The sequence below is a fragment of the Enterococcus sp. OL5 genome (assembly GCF_006491895.1).
Taxonomy (GTDB): Bacteria; Bacillota; Bacilli; order Lactobacillales; family Enterococcaceae; genus Enterococcus_D; species Enterococcus_D innesii.
Genome location: NZ_VHIL01000001.1, coordinates 26,876 through 42,999, shown reverse-complemented (window position 1 = coordinate 42,999; position 16,124 = coordinate 26,876). Strand labels below are relative to the sequence as shown.

Sequence of the window (16,124 nt, the reverse complement as noted above, 5' to 3'; positions counted from 1 at the left end):
AAAGACCCGCAAGATCACCAGGATCTTGCGGGTCTTTTCAATTAGGCTGTTTGCTCAGGCGCTTTTTTCAACAAACCGAATACGACGCCAGAAACGATTGCACCGATCAAGATGAATAGCAAGAACAAAATTGGTTTAGATAATAATAGGACAACGAAGATCCCACCGTGTGGGGCCATTAATTGGATATCAAAGGCACCGACAAGCGCACCAGTCAGTGCAGAACCGACGATAAAGCTTGGGATCGCCCGTAGTGGATCTGCTGCTGCAAATGGGATCGCACCTTCAGTGACGAAGGATAGCCCCATGACGATATTTGTCAAACCTGCTTCTTTTTGGTCTTTCGTGAATTTGTTTTTGAACAATAGTGTTGCGACAAAAATTGCCAATGGAGGAACCATTCCGCCGGCCATTACTGATGCCATCACGACGCTACCACCTTCAGCAACGGTGGTTGCCAATGTTGCAGTACCGAAAACATAAGCGGCTTTGTTGATTGGGCCACCTAGATCGGCTGCCATCATCGCTGCTAGCAACGCACCAAGCAAAGCAGCATTTGTGCCACTTAAGCCGGTCAGGAAGCTGTTTAAACCATCGTTGATGGCTTTCATTGGTACGTTGATCAATAACATCAAGAAACCAGTGATCAAAAGACCGAAAACAGGGTAGAAGAGGATCGTTTTGATTCCTTCTAATGATTTTGGTAAGCCTTTAAATAATGAACGTAAGAACTTGATGACGTAACCAGCTAGGAAACCGCCGATCAAGGCACCTAAGAAACCAGCACCACCTGTATTTGCTAAAGCACCTGCTGCGAAACCGACGATCAATCCAGGTCGGTCACTGATACTTGAAGCGATAAATCCAGCTAAGACAGGTAGCATAAAACCAAATGCCGCGCTACCGATTTGATTGAACCAAGAAGCTGCTTGATTGTAGTTTCCTAATTGACTCAAGGCATCTTGAGGGACACCCATGAACTGGTCAACCATGAAGGAAATAGCGATCATGATTCCACCGGCAATAACAAATGGTAGCATGTGAGAAACACCATTCATCAAATCTTTATAGATTCGTTGACCGACTGAACCATCAGCAGAAGCGTCCTCTTTATCAGAAGCTTGGCCGCTACCATGAAAAACAGGAGCAGTTCCGCTCATTGCTTCATTGATTAATTGCTCGGTTTTACGGATACCATCGCTGACTGGACGGTTTACTAAATGTTTGCCGTCAAAGCGATCCATTTCAACTTTTTTATCGGCAGCTACGATCACACCAGTAGCTCGGGCGATATCAGCTTCTGTTAAACGATTTTTGATTCCTTCTGAACCATTTGTTTCAACTTTGATGTCAACGCCAAGTTCTTTGGCTTTCTTTTTCAAAGCATCTTCTGCCATGTAGGTATGAGCGATCCCTGTTGGGCAAGCTGTAACTGCGACGATATAGGGACGTTCGCTAGTAGGTGCTGCTTCTTGGTTTGCCGCTTCTTCTGCTAAAGCATCGGCTTCTTGCTGTGCCTCAGCTTCTGAGAAAAGTTGCTGTACTTGATCAGCAGTTGTCGCTGTTTTTAATTTAGCAACGAAATCTGGATCGATCAATAAGCGAGAGAGAGCTGCTAATGCTTGTAAATGAGTATCATTTGCTCCTTCTGGTGCTGCAATCATAAAGAAGAGGTACGTTGGTTGTCCATCTAACGCCTCATAGTCGACACCCGCATTACTTTTTGCAAATAAGACCGTCGCTTCTTTGACAGCACTATTTTTGGCATGGGGCATTGCGATGCCGTCACCTAGCCCTGTTGATGTTTGGGCTTCTCGGGCAAGAATTCCTTCTTTGTAGACTTCGATATCTGAAATTCGTCCGACAGCATATAATTTTGCGACCATTTCATCAATGGCACCTTTTTTGTCTGTTGCTTGCAAGTCCATGATCATGGCATCTTTCAGCATCAACTCGTTGATTTTCATTTTTTCCATCCTCCTATAAATTTACTTGTTCAATAATGACTTCCGGTAGTAGTTCTTCGATAAATGACGCCTCAGCTAAATCATCAGAAAAAGCAGTAGCACTGCCACAAGCGACACCCCATTTGAATGCGTCAACCACATCTTTGGTCTTCGCGTAACGTCCAATGAATCCAGCAATCATGGAATCTCCAGCACCAACTGAATTTTTCAAAGGTCGTTTCAACACATTGGAGCGATAGATCTCATTGCCAGTAAAGAGCAGGGCACCATCACCACCTAGAGAGACGATGACATTTTTAGCACCATCCTTTAACATTTTTTGACCATAAGGCAAAATATCTTCGATTGTTGAAAAAGAAGTTTCATATAGTTCGGCTAATTCATGATTATTTGGTTTGATCAACAAAGGTTGATCCGTTAAAGCATCAAAAAGTTCCGCACCGGTCGTATCAATGACAAATTCCGCACCGGCTTCTTTAACGATTTTGATCAATTCTTTATAAAAGTCTGCTGGAAGACCAGCTGGTTTACTTCCTGATAGGATGACGATGTCTTCGGCAGAAAGAGCGGCTAGTTGTTGTTTTAGTTCTCCGATTTCCTTGTCACTGATCACTGGACCAAGCCCGTTGATCTCAGTTTCTTCGCCAGATTTTAATTTGATATTGATTCGGGTATCGGCAGCGACTTGTGTAAAGTTGCTGTTGATTTCCTCTTTGGTCAGCCACTCTTCAATAAAACGACCAGTAAATCCGCCAACAAAACCAAGGGCAGTCGAGGAGATGCCAATTCGCTTCAAAATCCGTGAGACATTGATTCCTTTGCCACCAGGTAGTTTAAAGTCTTGTTTCATTCGATTAAGGGCACCGATCTCCAAATGATCGACGTGGACGATAAAATCGATCGATGGATTGAGTGTTACTGTGTAAATCATTGTATTACCTCCATAATGGTTGTTTTTGCTCTGAATTTCGCTAAATAGTTTTTTGGGCAATAATCGGTGATGATCGTAGCCCCTTCGATAAAAGCAACTTGAGCAAAAGTTGTTTGCTGAAATTTGGAATGGTCTAGCAAGACATAGGCTTGTTGACTGTGCTCTAGTGCAATCTGCTTGATCAGGGCTTCTTCAGGATCGGGTGTGGTGAACCCAGCCTCAGAGTGAGCCCCGTTCATGCCCATAAAACAACGATTAAAGCGTAGTTTTCGCAGTTGTTCTCCAGCATTGATCCCTAACACAGCGTTCGTAGCTATCTTAATGGTTCCACCTAAAATCATGGTGTCGATCCCGTGATCAATCAGTAGGGAAGCGTGCTTGACGGAGTTTGTGACCACCTTAAGGCCTGTGATAGCCGATAGGAAAGGAATCATTTCGAGGGTCGTTGTTCCAGCATCTAAGTAAATGACTTCACCATTTTTGATCGTCTGGGCAGCTGCTGTTGCTATTTTTTGCTTTTCCGTTTGAAACTTCGCTGTTTTTTCTGACATGTTTGGTTCGAAGCCTAATTGCTGGCTTTTCTTGGCTCCACCGTGAATTCTGACTAAAAATCCTTTGTCTTCCAATTCTTGCAGGTCTCTACGGATCGTTGATTCTGAAGCATTCAACAGTTGAATCAGTTCGCTGACCTTGACGATCTCTTCTTGTTCCAATCGTGCCAAAATTGCTTGATGACGCTCCTCTGTAAGCATTTTCATCACCTCTTCACTTGCCATAATACCATATGATTCATCCAAAATCAATCATAAACAGTAAAAAACATTCAAAATGTAAGCGCGAATAATTACAATCGGTCACAAACGGTCATGATAACCGTCATTTTGATTTGAACGCTATCCTTATATTTGACAATTTTTACTATTATTTGGCTTAATTGAAGTAAGGGGGGATAAATAAATGAATAACAAAGTCATTTTACAAGGGTTCGAATGGGACCTGCCGGCAGATAGCCAGCATTGGAACAAATTGAAAGAAATGAGTAAAGAAATCAAAGAGTATGGATTTACCGCAATTTGGCTGCCACCTGCCTATAAAGGGACAGCTGGGTCCGAAGACGTTGGGTATGGTGTCTATGATTATTATGATCTAGGCGAGTTCGATCAAAAGGGGTCGGTGCCAACAAAATATGGGACAAAGGATGAATATCTAGAAGCTATCAAAGCACTGCAAGAACAAGGAGTAGAGGTTTATGCCGACATCGTCTTCAATCACTTGATTGGTGCCGATGAAAAAGAAGTCGTTCCGGCGGTCAAATACAATACCGAAAACCGGAATGAACCGATCAGTGATGAGGAAGAAATCGAAGCCTGGACCAAGTTCACCTTCCCAGGACGTCAGGGGACGTACAATGATTACGTTTGGACGTGGCATAATTTTTCTGGTGTCGATTATGATGACCGCAACAAAGACCACGGGATTTTTAACTTCGCTGATAAGGGCTGGGAAAACCAAGTGGATGATGAGATGGGCAATTACGACTATTTAATGGGTTGTGACTTGGACATGGAAAATCCCGAAACAGTGGAACAACTCAATAAATGGGGCCAATGGTACCAAGAACTGACCGGCGTTGATGGGTATCGACTAGATGCGGTGAAACACATTGAGTTCAACTATTACGCAGATTGGATCTTGAATCGTCGGGAAGAAAAAGGCAAACCACTATTTGTTGTCGGAGAATATTGGTCAGGGGATCTGCCAAAATTAGAAGAGTATTTAGATTCTTCAGGAAATCTGATTTATTTATTCGATGTGCCTTTGCACTATAATTTATATGAAGCATCTCACTCGAATGGCGAATATGATATGAGTCAAATTTTTGCCGGTACACTGACTGCCGCGCGCGAAGATTATGCGGTGACTTTTGTAGACAATCATGATACGCAAGTCGGACAAAGTTTACAATCTTGGATAGACGGATGGTTTAAAGTCCATGCCTATTCATTGATCCTTTTACGTAAAGCTGGCGTACCCGTAGTTTTCTGGGGGGATTTATTTGGGATTCCCGCGCAAGAAATCGCTCCTGTTGGTGATGCTTTGGTCCATATGCTGAAACTTCGAGAGAAGCTTGCATTTGGGAATCAAGTGGACTATTTTGATGATCCTAACTGTATCGGCTGGGTATTAACTGGCGATTATGAACATGAGCTTTCTGGATTAGCGGTCGTGATGACCAATGCCCAAGGAGCGGAAAAAGAAATGACCATCAGCGCGATCCATGGTGGAGAGACCTTCGTGGATATATTAAAGAATAATGAAGCGAAAGTGGTTTTAGATGACACCGGAAAAGGACTTTTCCCGGTCAATGATGGACAAGTATCGATCTATGTGAATGAAAAGCTAGTGGAGAAATATTTTAGCTGATTTTCATTAATAAAACTAATAAAGAGGCTGGTAAGTTTACAGCCTCTTTATTATGTAAACAAATATGGACTGACTTTTTTCTTTCAAAACGGAAGGCATCGTAAAGAAAAAAATCAAAGCGCTTTTAATTAAAAAGTTTTCAAAGCGTTCGGTTTTCCCCTTTCCCGGATAATGCTATAATTGAGAAGATTGAGAAAGAAAGGATGTTTAAAATCATGTCATCCAAAAGTGAATTACTTGAACGCATGAATCCACGGCAAAAAGAAGCCGTTATGCATACGGAAGGACCGTTGCTGCTGATGGCAGGGGCAGGAAGCGGGAAGACCCGTGTCCTAACCCACCGAATCGCCTATTTAATAGAAGAAAAAAATGTAAATCCATGGAACATTTTAGCCATCACTTTTACCAATAAAGCGGCGCGGGAAATGAAGGAACGGGTCAGCCAATTATTAGGTTCCGGTGGAGAAGACGTTTGGGTCTCGACCTTCCACTCGATGTGTGTCAGAATCTTGCGCAGAGATGTTGATCGAATCGGCTATTCGAAGAATTTTACCATCATTGACTCTTCTGAGCAAAATACCCTGATGAAACGGGTATTAAAAGAATTGAATATCGATCCCAAAAAATATGATCCTCGTTCCATTTTGGGAACGATCTCTCATGCAAAGAACGAGCTATTGACACCTGAAGCTTACCAAGCCATGGAAGGTAGTCTATTTGAGCAGATCGTAGGTCGTTGTTATGAAAAATATCAAAAAGAGCTGCGCAATAATCAATGCATGGACTTCGATGATTTAATCATGAATACGATCCGCCTCTTCCAAGACAATGAAGATGCGCTGCAATTTTACCAACGGAAATTCCACTATATCCATGTCGATGAATACCAAGATACTAACCACGCCCAATACACGCTGGTCAATTTATTGGCCGCTCGTTTTCGAAATCTTTGTGTTGTTGGGGATGCGGACCAAAGTATTTACGGTTGGCGTGGTGCCAACATGCAAAATATTTTAGACTTTGAAAAGGACTATCCAGATGCCGCGACGATTTTGTTAGAGCAAAACTATCGTTCAACGCAAACGATTTTAAATGCGGCAAACCAAGTAATCAAAAATAACCGCAACCGTCCAGATAAAAATCTGTGGACAGAAAATCGTAATGGGGAAAAGATCACTTATTATCGCGGGGATAGTGAACGAGATGAAGCGCGATTTATCGTCAGTGAAATGCAGAAACAAATTGCAGAAAAGAACCGTAAATTCGGTGATTTTGCGATTTTGTATCGGACCAACGCGCAGTCACGGATCATTGAAGAAATGCTTTTAAAAGCCAACGTTCCTTATACGATGGTCGGCGGCAGAAAGTTCTATGACCGCAAAGAAATCCGTGATATTTTGGCTTATTTATCGGCGATCGCCAATCCTCGTGATTCCATCAGCTTGGAACGAATCATCAATGTACCAAAACGTGGGATCGGTGCGACATCCGTCGAGAAACTACGAGAGTTTGCGAATCTTCATGAATGGTCATTGTTAGAAGCAGCCATGAACGTCGAGTTAGCAAATATTTCGGGGAAGGCCGGCAAAGAATTAGGAAGCTTTGGGATGATGATGGATGGCTTCGCCCAAATGGTTCCTTACCTCTCAGTAACCGAACTGACGAAAGAAATATTAGAAAAAACGGGTTATCGTCAAGAGTTAGTCAACCAAAATAATTTAGAAGCACAAGCTAGACTTGAAAACCTGGAAGAATTTTTATCGGTTACCCAAGAATTCGACAAACGGTTTGAGGCGCAAAACGAAGACGATGCAGATGCACCAGATGAGAAGTTGAGTGTTTTCTTAAATGACTTAGCTTTATTGTCAGACGTCGATAGTTATGAAGAAGAAAGTAGTCAAGTGACTTTGATGACCTTGCATGCGGCAAAAGGACTAGAGTTTCCAGTGGTATTCTTAATTGGGTTGGAAGAAAATATCTTCCCGCTTTCTCGAGCTTTAATGGAAGAAAGCGAACTCGAAGAAGAGCGGCGCCTTGCTTATGTGGGGATCACTCGTGCCGAGGAAGAGCTCTTTATGACCAACGCTTTTTCCAGAACATTATACGGCCGTACCCAATACAATCGCCCGTCACGGTTTATCGAAGAAATCGAACAAGATCTGCTGCAATCATTAGGCGAGCGTTCACAGCCTAAAGCTGCTGCACCGTTTCAACCAAAAGTCTTTAAACCGAGCTATACACAGCCGCGTCAAACAACCGTCGCTTCTAAGCAACAGACTTCTGCAGCGGGCAATACATGGCAAGTTGGCGAGAAAGTTCAACATAAAAAATGGGGAATCGGTACGGTCGTTCGGACGACTGGCAGCGCGCAAGACATCGAATTAGATGTGGCATTCCCACAACAAGGCGTCAAACGACTGTTGGCGGCCTTTGCGCCGATTGAAAAAGTTGAAAAATAAGGAGGATATTAGGATGGATGTCCCTTCAAAAGAAATCCAATCACGAGCAGAAGAGCTGCGTACGCAATTAAATCAGTACGCTTACGAATACTATGTAAAAGATCAACCTTCTGTTGAAGATTATCTCTATGATCAGCTGTATGCAGAACTGGTTGAAATTGAAACCAACTACCCGCAGCTAGTAACCGAAGACTCGCCTACCCAACGAGTAGGTGGCATCATTTTACCTGGCTTTGAAAAAGTCACCCATGATATCCCACTTTATAGTTTGAACGATGTGTTTGATAAAGAAGGAATCGTGGCTTTTGATGCCCGTGTTCAAAAAGCATTGGGGAAAGCGGTAGATTATGTCTGCGAGTTAAAAATCGATGGATTGTCTATCTCATTAAAATATGAAGAAGGGCGCTTTGTTCGGGGAGCAACTCGAGGGGATGGTACGGTAGGTGAAAACATTACAGAAAACCTAAAGACCGTCAAATCGATCCCACTAAAATTAAAAGAACCAATCTCGTTGGAAGTTCGTGGCGAATGCTATATGCCAAAGGCTTCGTTTTTGAAGTTGAATCAACAGCGAGAAGAAGAAGGGGTGGAAGTTTTCGCCAATCCGAGAAACGCAGCTGCTGGAAGCTTGCGACAATTAGACACACGGATCGCAGCCCAAAGAAACTTAAGCACCTTCTTGTACACACTGGCTGATTTTGGTCCGATTGAAGCCAATGATCAATTTTCGGCATTGAATGAATTAGATCAATTAGGCTTTCGTACAAATCACGAACGCAGAGTTTGCCACACCATCGATGAGGTATGGGCATATATCGAAGAGTTTCATGACAAGCGCAGTGAGCTTCCTTACGAGATAGATGGTGTTGTCATCAAAGTCAATAATTTTAAAGATCAAGATGCGCTAGGCTTTACCGTAAAAGCACCCCGATGGGCGGCGGCATATAAATTTCCACCGGAAGAAGCGGAAACAGTGATCGAAACGATCGAATGGACCGTGGGACGAACGGGTGTTGTGACACCGACCGCTGTTATGACCCCTGTCCGGGTTGCCGGAACGACGGTCAGCCGTGCCAGTTTGCATAATGTAGATTTCATTAAAATGAAGGACATTCGCATTGGCGATTCGGTCATCATCTATAAGGCGGGGGACATTATTCCAGAGGTTGCGAAAGTCTTGGAAGAAAAACGCACGGAAGCAAGTCAACCCTTTGAATCGCCTACACATTGTCCCGAATGCGGGAGTGAGCTGATCCATTTAGATGAAGAAGTTGCCTTGCGTTGTATCAATCCGAAGTGTCCAGCGCAGATCAAAGAGGGGTTAAGCCACTTTGTTTCCCGAAACGCTATGAATATTGATGGTTTAGGGCCACGTGTTTTAGAGCAAATGTTCGATAAATCCTTAGTCAAAGATGTGGCCGACTTGTACTTTTTAACGGAAGAACAATTGCTGACCCTCGATAAAATCAAAGAGAAATCAGCTAATAACCTTTTGCGTGCCATCCATCAAAGCAAAGAAAATTCAGTTGAGCGCTTGATTTTCGGACTAGGCATCCGTCATGTTGGTGCCAAAGCGGCTCGGATTTTAGCGGAACATTTTGGTGACCTTCGAACCCTTAGCAAAGCCAAAGAAGAAGAGATCATTTCGTTGGAAACCATTGGTGCTACAATTGCGGAAAGTGTCGTTACGTATTTTGACAATCAAGAAGTTCACGACCTGTTAGATGAACTTGAAAGAGCGGGTGTCAACTTTGCTTATTTGGGGCTTAGAAATGAACAGTTGGAAGACGTCGAATCACCATTTAAAGAGAAAACCGTCGTTTTGACAGGGAAATTGAGTCATTTCACCCGTGAAGAAGCCAAGGAACGAATTGAAAATCTCGGTGGGAAGGTAACAGGCAGTGTATCGAAAAAGACCGATATCGTTGTTGCCGGGGAAGAAGCAGGCAGCAAACTGACCAAAGCACAGTCCCTAGGCGTTACCGTTTGGGATGAAGCTCAAATGGTGGCTGCGATCGAAGGCAGTCATTCGGCAGAACAATAACTGTTAAGCGATGTTTAGGAAAGAAGAGCTGTTTTTTCTTGTTTGACTGAAATCATTTCTTCCCTGCAATACGAGGAAAGAAATGATTTCTGCTTTTATTTGCAATTATATTTGATAATTTTCAAATTCTATTTCATGATTTGTTAAAAAAATGATACAATACATTGGAAAAACGTAAACGTAGATTACGGATGCGAGAAAGAGGAGGATTTTATGGCGATCAGCGAAGAACAAGTCAAACACGTTGCCAAACTAGCAAAACTTTCATTCTCAGATGATGAATTACATGAGTTTACCTCTCAGCTAGGAAAAATTATTGATATGGTAGAAACACTTGAAGAAGTGGATACTACAGGAGTACCCTTTACATCGAATGTCGCAGAAACGATCAATGTGATGCGTGAAGATGTAACGACAGGTGGCTGGGACCGTGATGAATTAATGAAAAATGTTCCAGAATCCGAAGAAGGCTTTATTAAAGTGCCTGCAATCATTGACAATGGGGAGGCGGGTGCCTAATGACTGAACTATATAATAAAAGCTTAGAAGAATTGCATAGCTTATTAGTGTCAAAGGAAATTACTGCGACAGATCTAACGAGGGAAACCTTTGCTCGCATTAAAGAAACAGAGCCAAAAGTCGATGCGTTTCTTGCATTGAACGAAGAAAAAGCCCATGCGTTAGCGCAAGCTATCGATCAAAAAGGTATCACTGAAAGCAATGTGTTGGCAGGGATTCCCATTGGGATCAAAGATAACATTGTTACCAAAGATCTACGCACAACAGCTGCTTCTAAAATTTTAGGCAACTTTGACCCAATCTACGATGCAACCGTCATGGACAAAGTTTACCAAGCAGACATGATTCCAGTAGGTAAGTTAAACATGGATGAATTTGCGATGGGGGCGAGTACGGAAACGTCGTTCTTTAAGAAAACAAAAAACGCTTGGGACGAGACAAAAGTACCTGGTGGTTCATCAGGTGGCTCGGCGGCTGCCGTTGCAGCGGGACAAGTCCCTTTATCATTAGGTAGCGATACGGGTGGTTCGATTCGCCAACCAGCAGCTTTCAATGGGATCGTCGGGTTGAAGCCAACCTACGGACGGGTTTCTCGTTTTGGTTTGATCGCGTTTGCATCTTCGTTAGATCAAATTGGTCCAATGACCCGTGGGGTGAAAGACAATGCCATCGCATTAAATGCCATCAGTGGGTTTGATGCAAAAGATAGTACGTCAGCCGGGGCAGCTGTTCCTGATTTTACAGCAGGTTTGACTGGTGATATCAAAGGCATGAAAGTCGCTTTGCCAAAAGAATACTTAGGCGAAGGAATTCAAGCGGGCGTCCGAGAAGCGATCTTAAAAGCTGCAGACACTTTCCGTGCGTTAGGAGCGACCGTGGAAGAAGTCAGCTTGCCACATTCAAAATATGGGGTAGCTGTTTACTATATCATCGCTTCTTCAGAAGCAAGTTCTAATTTGCAACGTTTTGACGGCATCCGTTACGGTTTCCGTTCAGAAAATGTCAGCAATTTAGAAGATGTCTATGTTAATTCTCGCAGTGAAGGATTCGGGGAAGAAGTAAAACGTCGGATCATGTTAGGTACGTTTTCACTAAGTGCTGGCTACTACGATGCCTACTTCAAAAAAGCCGGTCAAGTACGAACGTTGATCAAACAAGATTTCGATAAGGTCTTCAGCCAATACGACTTGATCATTGGCCCAGCTTCCCCAACGGTAGCATTTGGTATTGGAGAAAACATCAATGATCCGATCACCATGTACTTGAATGATATTTTAACCATTCCTGTGAACTTAGCAGGACTGCCAGGGATGTCGATTCCAGCAGGTTTTTCTGAAGGACTGCCTGTCGGCTTGCAGATCATTGGGAAACATTTTGATGAAGCAACCATGTATAAAGCGGCTTATGCCTTTGAACAAGCAACTGATTTCCACACGAAAAAACCAGTGATTTTAGGAGGGGATAAGGCATGAACTTCGAAACAGTCATTGGGCTTGAAGTCCACGTAGAATTAAAAACAGAATCAAAGATTTTTTCTCCAGCACCTGCTCACTTTGGCGCTGAACCAAATAGCAACACGAATGTGATTGACTGGGGCTATCCAGGTGTTTTACCAGTAATGAACAAAGCGGCTATCGAATTTGGGATGAAAGCTGCGCTTGCGTTGAATTGTGAAATCTCAAAAGAAACGCATTTCGACCGCAAAAACTATTTCTATCCTGATAATCCAAAAGCCTATCAAATTTCACAATTCGATCAACCGATCGGTCATGATGGGTGGATCGAGATCGAAGTGGAAGGTAAAAAGAAAAAAATCCGCATCGAGCGAGTTCATTTGGAAGAAGATGCCGGGAAAAACATGCACGGCAAAGGCGGTTATTCTTATGTTGATCTAAATCGTCAAGGAACCCCGTTGATCGAGATCGTTTCCGAAGCGGATATGCGTTCACCAGAAGAAGCATATGCGTATCTAGAAGCATTGCGTTCAATCATCTTGTTTACAGAAGTATCCGATGTGAAAATGGAAGAAGGTTCTATGCGTTGCGATGCGAATATTTCGTTGCGACCTTACGGCCAAGAACAATTCGGAACAAAAACAGAACTGAAAAACTTAAACTCTATGTCCTTCGTGAAAAAAGGTCTGGCATTTGAAGAAAAACGCCAAGCCAAAGTATTGCTTTCTGGAGGCGAGATCCAACAAGAAACTCGTCGTTTTGATGAAGCAACCAGCAAAACATTATTGATGCGTGTCAAAGAAGGTTCTTCTGATTATCGTTACTTCCCAGAACCAGATATCCCACGGTTTGTGATCGATGATGAATGGATCGAACGTGTACGTCAAAGCTTGCCAGAAATGCCGCAAAAACGTCGTGCCCGTTACATCTCTGAATTGGGCTTACCAGAATACGATGCAATGGTCTTGACTTTATCAAAAGAAATGTCCGATTTCTTTGAAAAAACCATTGATGCCGGTGCGGATCCCAAACAAGCTTCTAACTGGTTGATGGGTGAAGTTTCAGCGTATCTGAACAGTGAGAAATTGGAACTACCAGAAACGAAATTGACACCAGATAATTTAGCGGGAATGATTCGTTTGATCGCCGATGGCACGATCAGTTCGAAGATTGCGAAAAAAGTCTTCAAAGAATTGATCACAAACGGCGGCGACGCTGAAGAAGTCGTAAAAGCCAAAGGATTGATCCAATTATCAGATCCTGCGCAATTACTACCAATGATCAATGAAGTACTAGATAACAACCAACAATCCGTCGATGACTTCAAAAACGGAAAAGACCGTGCAGTCGGTTTCTTAGTTGGTCAAATCATGAAAGCAACCAAAGGACAAGCGAATCCAGGCGTTGTGAACAAGCTGTTGCAAGAAGAACTAGCAAAGCGATAAGAGGCAAGCGATGAAAAGAGCAAGAGTAATCTATAACCCGACATCTGGGAAAGAATTGATTCGAAAAAATTTAGCAGACATTTTAGATGTTTTGGAAAGAGGCGGTTATGAGGCGAGTGCGTTTGCCACGACCGCTGCACCATTTTCCGCCCGTGATGAAGCAAGAAGAGCCGGTGAAGCTGGTTTTGATTTGGTGGTAGCGGCCGGTGGCGATGGTACGATCAATGAAGTCGTCAACGGAATCGCTCCATTAGAAAAACGCCCGAAGATGGCGATTATTCCTGGAGGAACCACCAATGACTACGCACGTGCACTAAAGATTCCTCGGACCGATATCAAAGCAGCTGCGGAAGTGATTTTAAAACAGCAGACGGTGAAGATGGATGTCGGAAAAACACCCAATACGTATTTTATCAACATTGCTGCTGGTGGACACTTAACGGAACTGACCTATGATGTTCCTTCTGAGTTGAAAAGTGTTTTTGGCTACTTAGCTTATCTAGCAAAAGGAGCCGAATTACTGCCCCGCGTCAAACCAATCAAAATGCATCTAAAGTATGAAGACGGAGAATACATTGGCGGAGCCTCAATGTTCTTTTTAGGACTAACGAATTCTGTAGGGGGATTTGAACAGATTGCCCCTGACGCTAAGCTTGACGATGGGAAGTTTTCACTGATTATTGTCAAAACAGCCAATATTTTTGAGATCGTCCATTTAGTCGCTTTGATGATGAATGGGGGCAAGCACATCAACGATCGTCGTCTGATTTATACGAAGACATCTTTTCTTGAAGTAGACGCGCCAGAACAGGTTAATCGTTTAATGATCAACCTTGATGGTGAATATGGCGGAGATGCTCCTATGCGCTTTGAAAATCTACACAATCATATCGAATTTTTTGCAAATGTTGATCAAATCCCTGATGATGCGGTCGTAGGTGAGCAGAACTATCAAGAAATGAGCGAAGGATTTATTAAAGAAGTCGAACGTCTTTCCGATGAGGACATCAATGGCGATGGCAAAATCGGCGACGAAACACAGTAAAGGATTTTCTTTTCATGCAAAGTGGAAGAACAGGGACTTTTGGACCTGTTCTTTTTTTAAAATGAATTGTGGAAAAAGTAATAGGATTATTTTTTCGGAAAATTGATAGAACAGCTTTTCTTAAATTTTTGTAAAGAACGTTTTTCGAATGGTGTTTCACGAATTGTGTTTGTTTCACGAAAGTGTCGAAGGCAGTCAAAGATAAAACGAATAAAAATTACGAAAAAAGGACATTCTATCCTAAAAAAACGAACGTTAAGAATATATGCTCATTAAAGTTCGTTATTTCCGTATTTCTATGCAATCTAAGGATGCAAAAGCGGAGGAGAATATGCTATAATGGTGAAACGAAGAAATGGGGGGACCGGAATGGAGCAAATCGATTCTACAAAAGCGCTTGATCTGCTGAGAGATGACGCAGAACGAATCAAAAAGCTGATCCGAAACCAAGAAAATAGTTTATGTATCGCACAATGCAAAGCATTTGAAGAAGTGGTTGATACTCAGATGTATGGTCTATCACGGCAAGTGGCATTTGCGATCCGCTTGGGGATCGTCGATAATCAAACAGGACAACAATTGATGGCGGATCTTGAAAAAGATTTGAACCAATTGTACAGCGAGGTCTATGAAGACCAGCGGACACCTGAAATCGGCAAGGAGGCATAAACTTGCCAGAAAAAGTAAAGAAAAGACATTTATTAGATTATAGTATTCTCTTGCCGTATATTTTTATGTGTGTCACGGGTTTGATGATGGTCTATAGCTCCACGTCCTACGTCGCGATGACTGCTACAAAACCAACTACAGCTGCTTCTTATGTCATCAATCAAACGATCTTTTGGTTGGTGAGTCTAGTAGCGATCACTGTCATGTATAAAATGAAAACGGATGTTTTTCGGAACAAAAAATTTGTCCAGATCGCCATGATCGTGATCTTATTCTTATTGATCGCTGCCTTCTTCTTTCCAACAAGAAACGGGGCACATGGCTGGTTATCGATTGCTGGCTTTTCCATTCAACCAGCTGAGTACTTGAAGTTTATTGTTATTTGGTTCTTATCTGTAACGCTATCTTATCGTCAAAAAGGCATTCAACAGGAGTTTTGGAAAACGGTTTGGCGCCCAATCGGGATCGTTTTCGTCTATACCGGGATCATGGCCTTTTACCCAGACTTTGGGAATGCTGTGATCATCATGTTACTGGCTTTTGTCGTTTTATTATCTAGTGGTCTGAATTACCTGTATACCTTGATATTAGGCGTGGCAGGCATCGTTGGTAGCGCATTGATCGTCCTATTTGTGAATCTAACCGGCGGTAAGCTTTTGCCAGCATATGTCTACAGTCGCTTTTCATCCTTTTTGAACCCGTTTGCTGATGAATACAATACTGGTCATCAAATGGTCAATGGGTATTACGCAATGTTCAACGGTGGGCTTTTCGGACGCGGACTTGGAAATAGTATCCAAAAACGTGGTTTCTTAAACGAAGCGCACACCGATTATATATTTTCGATCGTTATGGAAGAATTAGGCTTGATCCCATCGATCATCATTTTAGGTGTTTTGTTCTATATGGTGGGACGGATCTTTCTTGTCGGTATTCGTTCAAGAGATCCCTTTAATTCCATGATGTGTATCGGCATAGGGGCTCTATTTATGTCCCAGATTTTTATCAACTTAGGGGGGATCACTGGTTTGATCCCATTGACGGGAATCACATTTCCGTTTCTAAGTCAGGGAGGATCAAGTTTGCTGATGCTGTCGATTTGTATTGGTTTTGTATTAAATATCAGTGCCGAAGAAAAGAGGAAACAATATTATTTGAATTATTGAT

At 42.7% G+C, this 16,124-nt stretch carries 12 protein-coding genes; 9 read left to right on the top strand and 3 right to left on the bottom strand.

Annotated elements, in window-relative coordinates; genetic code table 11:
* Positions 1-41: 41 nt before the first annotated feature.
* From FJU10_RS00195 to FJU10_RS00185, 3 genes are read right to left on the bottom strand one after another with little or no spacing between them, the layout of a single operon-like run.
* Positions 42-1,967 (bottom strand): fructose-specific PTS transporter subunit EIIC, encoded by a 1,926-nt coding sequence (locus tag FJU10_RS00195; protein ID WP_086292305.1) that lies wholly within the window; start codon positions 1,965-1,967, stop codon positions 42-44.
* A 13-nt stretch (positions 1,968-1,980) separates the two neighbouring features.
* Complete coding sequence (pfkB, locus tag FJU10_RS00190) at positions 1,981-2,898, bottom strand: 1-phosphofructokinase (protein WP_086292306.1); 918 nt, start codon at positions 2,896-2,898, stop codon at positions 1,981-1,983.
* Positions 2,895-3,650, bottom strand: coding sequence for a DeoR/GlpR family DNA-binding transcription regulator (locus tag FJU10_RS00185; protein WP_140964813.1), 756 nt, complete (start codon positions 3,648-3,650; stop codon positions 2,895-2,897). The genes pfkB and FJU10_RS00185 overlap by 4 nt, the downstream gene beginning before the upstream one ends.
* A gap of 205 nt (positions 3,651-3,855) precedes the next feature.
* Between FJU10_RS00185 and FJU10_RS00180 the strand changes: the two genes are divergently transcribed.
* The 9 genes from FJU10_RS00180 to FJU10_RS00140 all read left to right on the top strand — a co-directional run bounded on the left by FJU10_RS00180 (position 3,856) and on the right by FJU10_RS00140 (position 16,123).
* Positions 3,856-5,322 carry an alpha-amylase gene (locus tag FJU10_RS00180; RefSeq protein ID WP_081118593.1) on the top strand — a complete coding sequence of 489 codons (1,467 nt, stop codon included), beginning with the start codon at positions 3,856-3,858 and terminating at the stop codon, positions 5,320-5,322.
* A 215-nt stretch (positions 5,323-5,537) separates the two neighbouring features.
* Positions 5,538-7,781 (top strand): DNA helicase PcrA, encoded by a 2,244-nt coding sequence (gene pcrA, locus FJU10_RS00175; RefSeq protein WP_140964811.1) that lies wholly within the window; start codon positions 5,538-5,540, stop codon positions 7,779-7,781.
* Positions 7,782-7,794: 13 nt separating this feature from the next.
* Complete coding sequence (gene ligA / locus FJU10_RS00170) at positions 7,795-9,825, top strand: NAD-dependent DNA ligase LigA (RefSeq protein WP_140964809.1); 2,031 nt, start codon at positions 7,795-7,797, stop codon at positions 9,823-9,825.
* Between the two features lie 213 nt (positions 9,826-10,038).
* Positions 10,039-10,344 carry an Asp-tRNA(Asn)/Glu-tRNA(Gln) amidotransferase subunit GatC gene (gene gatC, locus FJU10_RS00165; RefSeq protein WP_005225977.1) on the top strand — a complete coding sequence of 102 codons (306 nt, stop codon included), beginning with the start codon at positions 10,039-10,041 and terminating at the stop codon, positions 10,342-10,344.
* Positions 10,344-11,816 carry an Asp-tRNA(Asn)/Glu-tRNA(Gln) amidotransferase subunit GatA gene (gene gatA / locus FJU10_RS00160; RefSeq protein WP_140964807.1) on the top strand — a complete coding sequence of 491 codons (1,473 nt, stop codon included), beginning with the start codon at positions 10,344-10,346 and terminating at the stop codon, positions 11,814-11,816. Before gatC ends, gatA begins: the two co-directional genes overlap by 1 nt.
* On the top strand, positions 11,813-13,243 hold the full coding sequence (gene gatB, locus FJU10_RS00155; RefSeq protein WP_005225979.1) for an Asp-tRNA(Asn)/Glu-tRNA(Gln) amidotransferase subunit GatB: 1,431 nt from the start codon (positions 11,813-11,815) through the stop codon (positions 13,241-13,243). Before gatA ends, gatB begins: the two co-directional genes overlap by 4 nt.
* A 10-nt stretch (positions 13,244-13,253) precedes the next feature.
* Positions 13,254-14,288 carry a diacylglycerol kinase gene (locus FJU10_RS00150; protein WP_081118589.1) on the top strand — a complete coding sequence of 345 codons (1,035 nt, stop codon included), beginning with the start codon at positions 13,254-13,256 and terminating at the stop codon, positions 14,286-14,288.
* 369 nt (positions 14,289-14,657) lie between these two features.
* Positions 14,658-14,957, top strand: coding sequence for a YlaN family protein (locus FJU10_RS00145; RefSeq protein ID WP_077454545.1), 300 nt, complete (start codon positions 14,658-14,660; stop codon positions 14,955-14,957).
* A 2-nt stretch (positions 14,958-14,959) separates the two neighbouring features.
* Entirely contained in the window at positions 14,960-16,123 is a 1,164-nt protein-coding gene (locus tag FJU10_RS00140) for an FtsW/RodA/SpoVE family cell cycle protein (RefSeq protein WP_140964806.1), read from the top strand.
* Position 16,124 lies beyond the last annotated feature (1 nt).

Coding starts and splice junctions, on each gene's coding strand:
- FJU10_RS00195 (WP_086292305.1), bottom strand. CDS start 1,967: ATGAAAATCAACGAGTTGATGCTGAAAGATGCCATGATCATGGACTTG.
- pfkB (WP_086292306.1), bottom strand. CDS start 2,898: ATGATTTACACAGTAACACTCAATCCATCGATCGATTTTATCGTCCAC.
- FJU10_RS00185 (WP_140964813.1), bottom strand. CDS start 3,650: ATGCTTACAGAGGAGCGTCATCAAGCAATTTTGGCACGATTGGAACAA.
- FJU10_RS00180 (WP_081118593.1), top strand. CDS start 3,856: ATGAATAACAAAGTCATTTTACAAGGGTTCGAATGGGACCTGCCGGCA.
- pcrA (WP_140964811.1), top strand. CDS start 5,538: ATGTCATCCAAAAGTGAATTACTTGAACGCATGAATCCACGGCAAAAA.
- ligA (WP_140964809.1), top strand. CDS start 7,795: ATGGATGTCCCTTCAAAAGAAATCCAATCACGAGCAGAAGAGCTGCGT.
- gatC (WP_005225977.1), top strand. CDS start 10,039: ATGGCGATCAGCGAAGAACAAGTCAAACACGTTGCCAAACTAGCAAAA.
- gatA (WP_140964807.1), top strand. CDS start 10,344: ATGACTGAACTATATAATAAAAGCTTAGAAGAATTGCATAGCTTATTA.
- gatB (WP_005225979.1), top strand. CDS start 11,813: ATGAACTTCGAAACAGTCATTGGGCTTGAAGTCCACGTAGAATTAAAA.
- FJU10_RS00150 (WP_081118589.1), top strand. CDS start 13,254: ATGAAAAGAGCAAGAGTAATCTATAACCCGACATCTGGGAAAGAATTG.
- FJU10_RS00145 (WP_077454545.1), top strand. CDS start 14,658: ATGGAGCAAATCGATTCTACAAAAGCGCTTGATCTGCTGAGAGATGAC.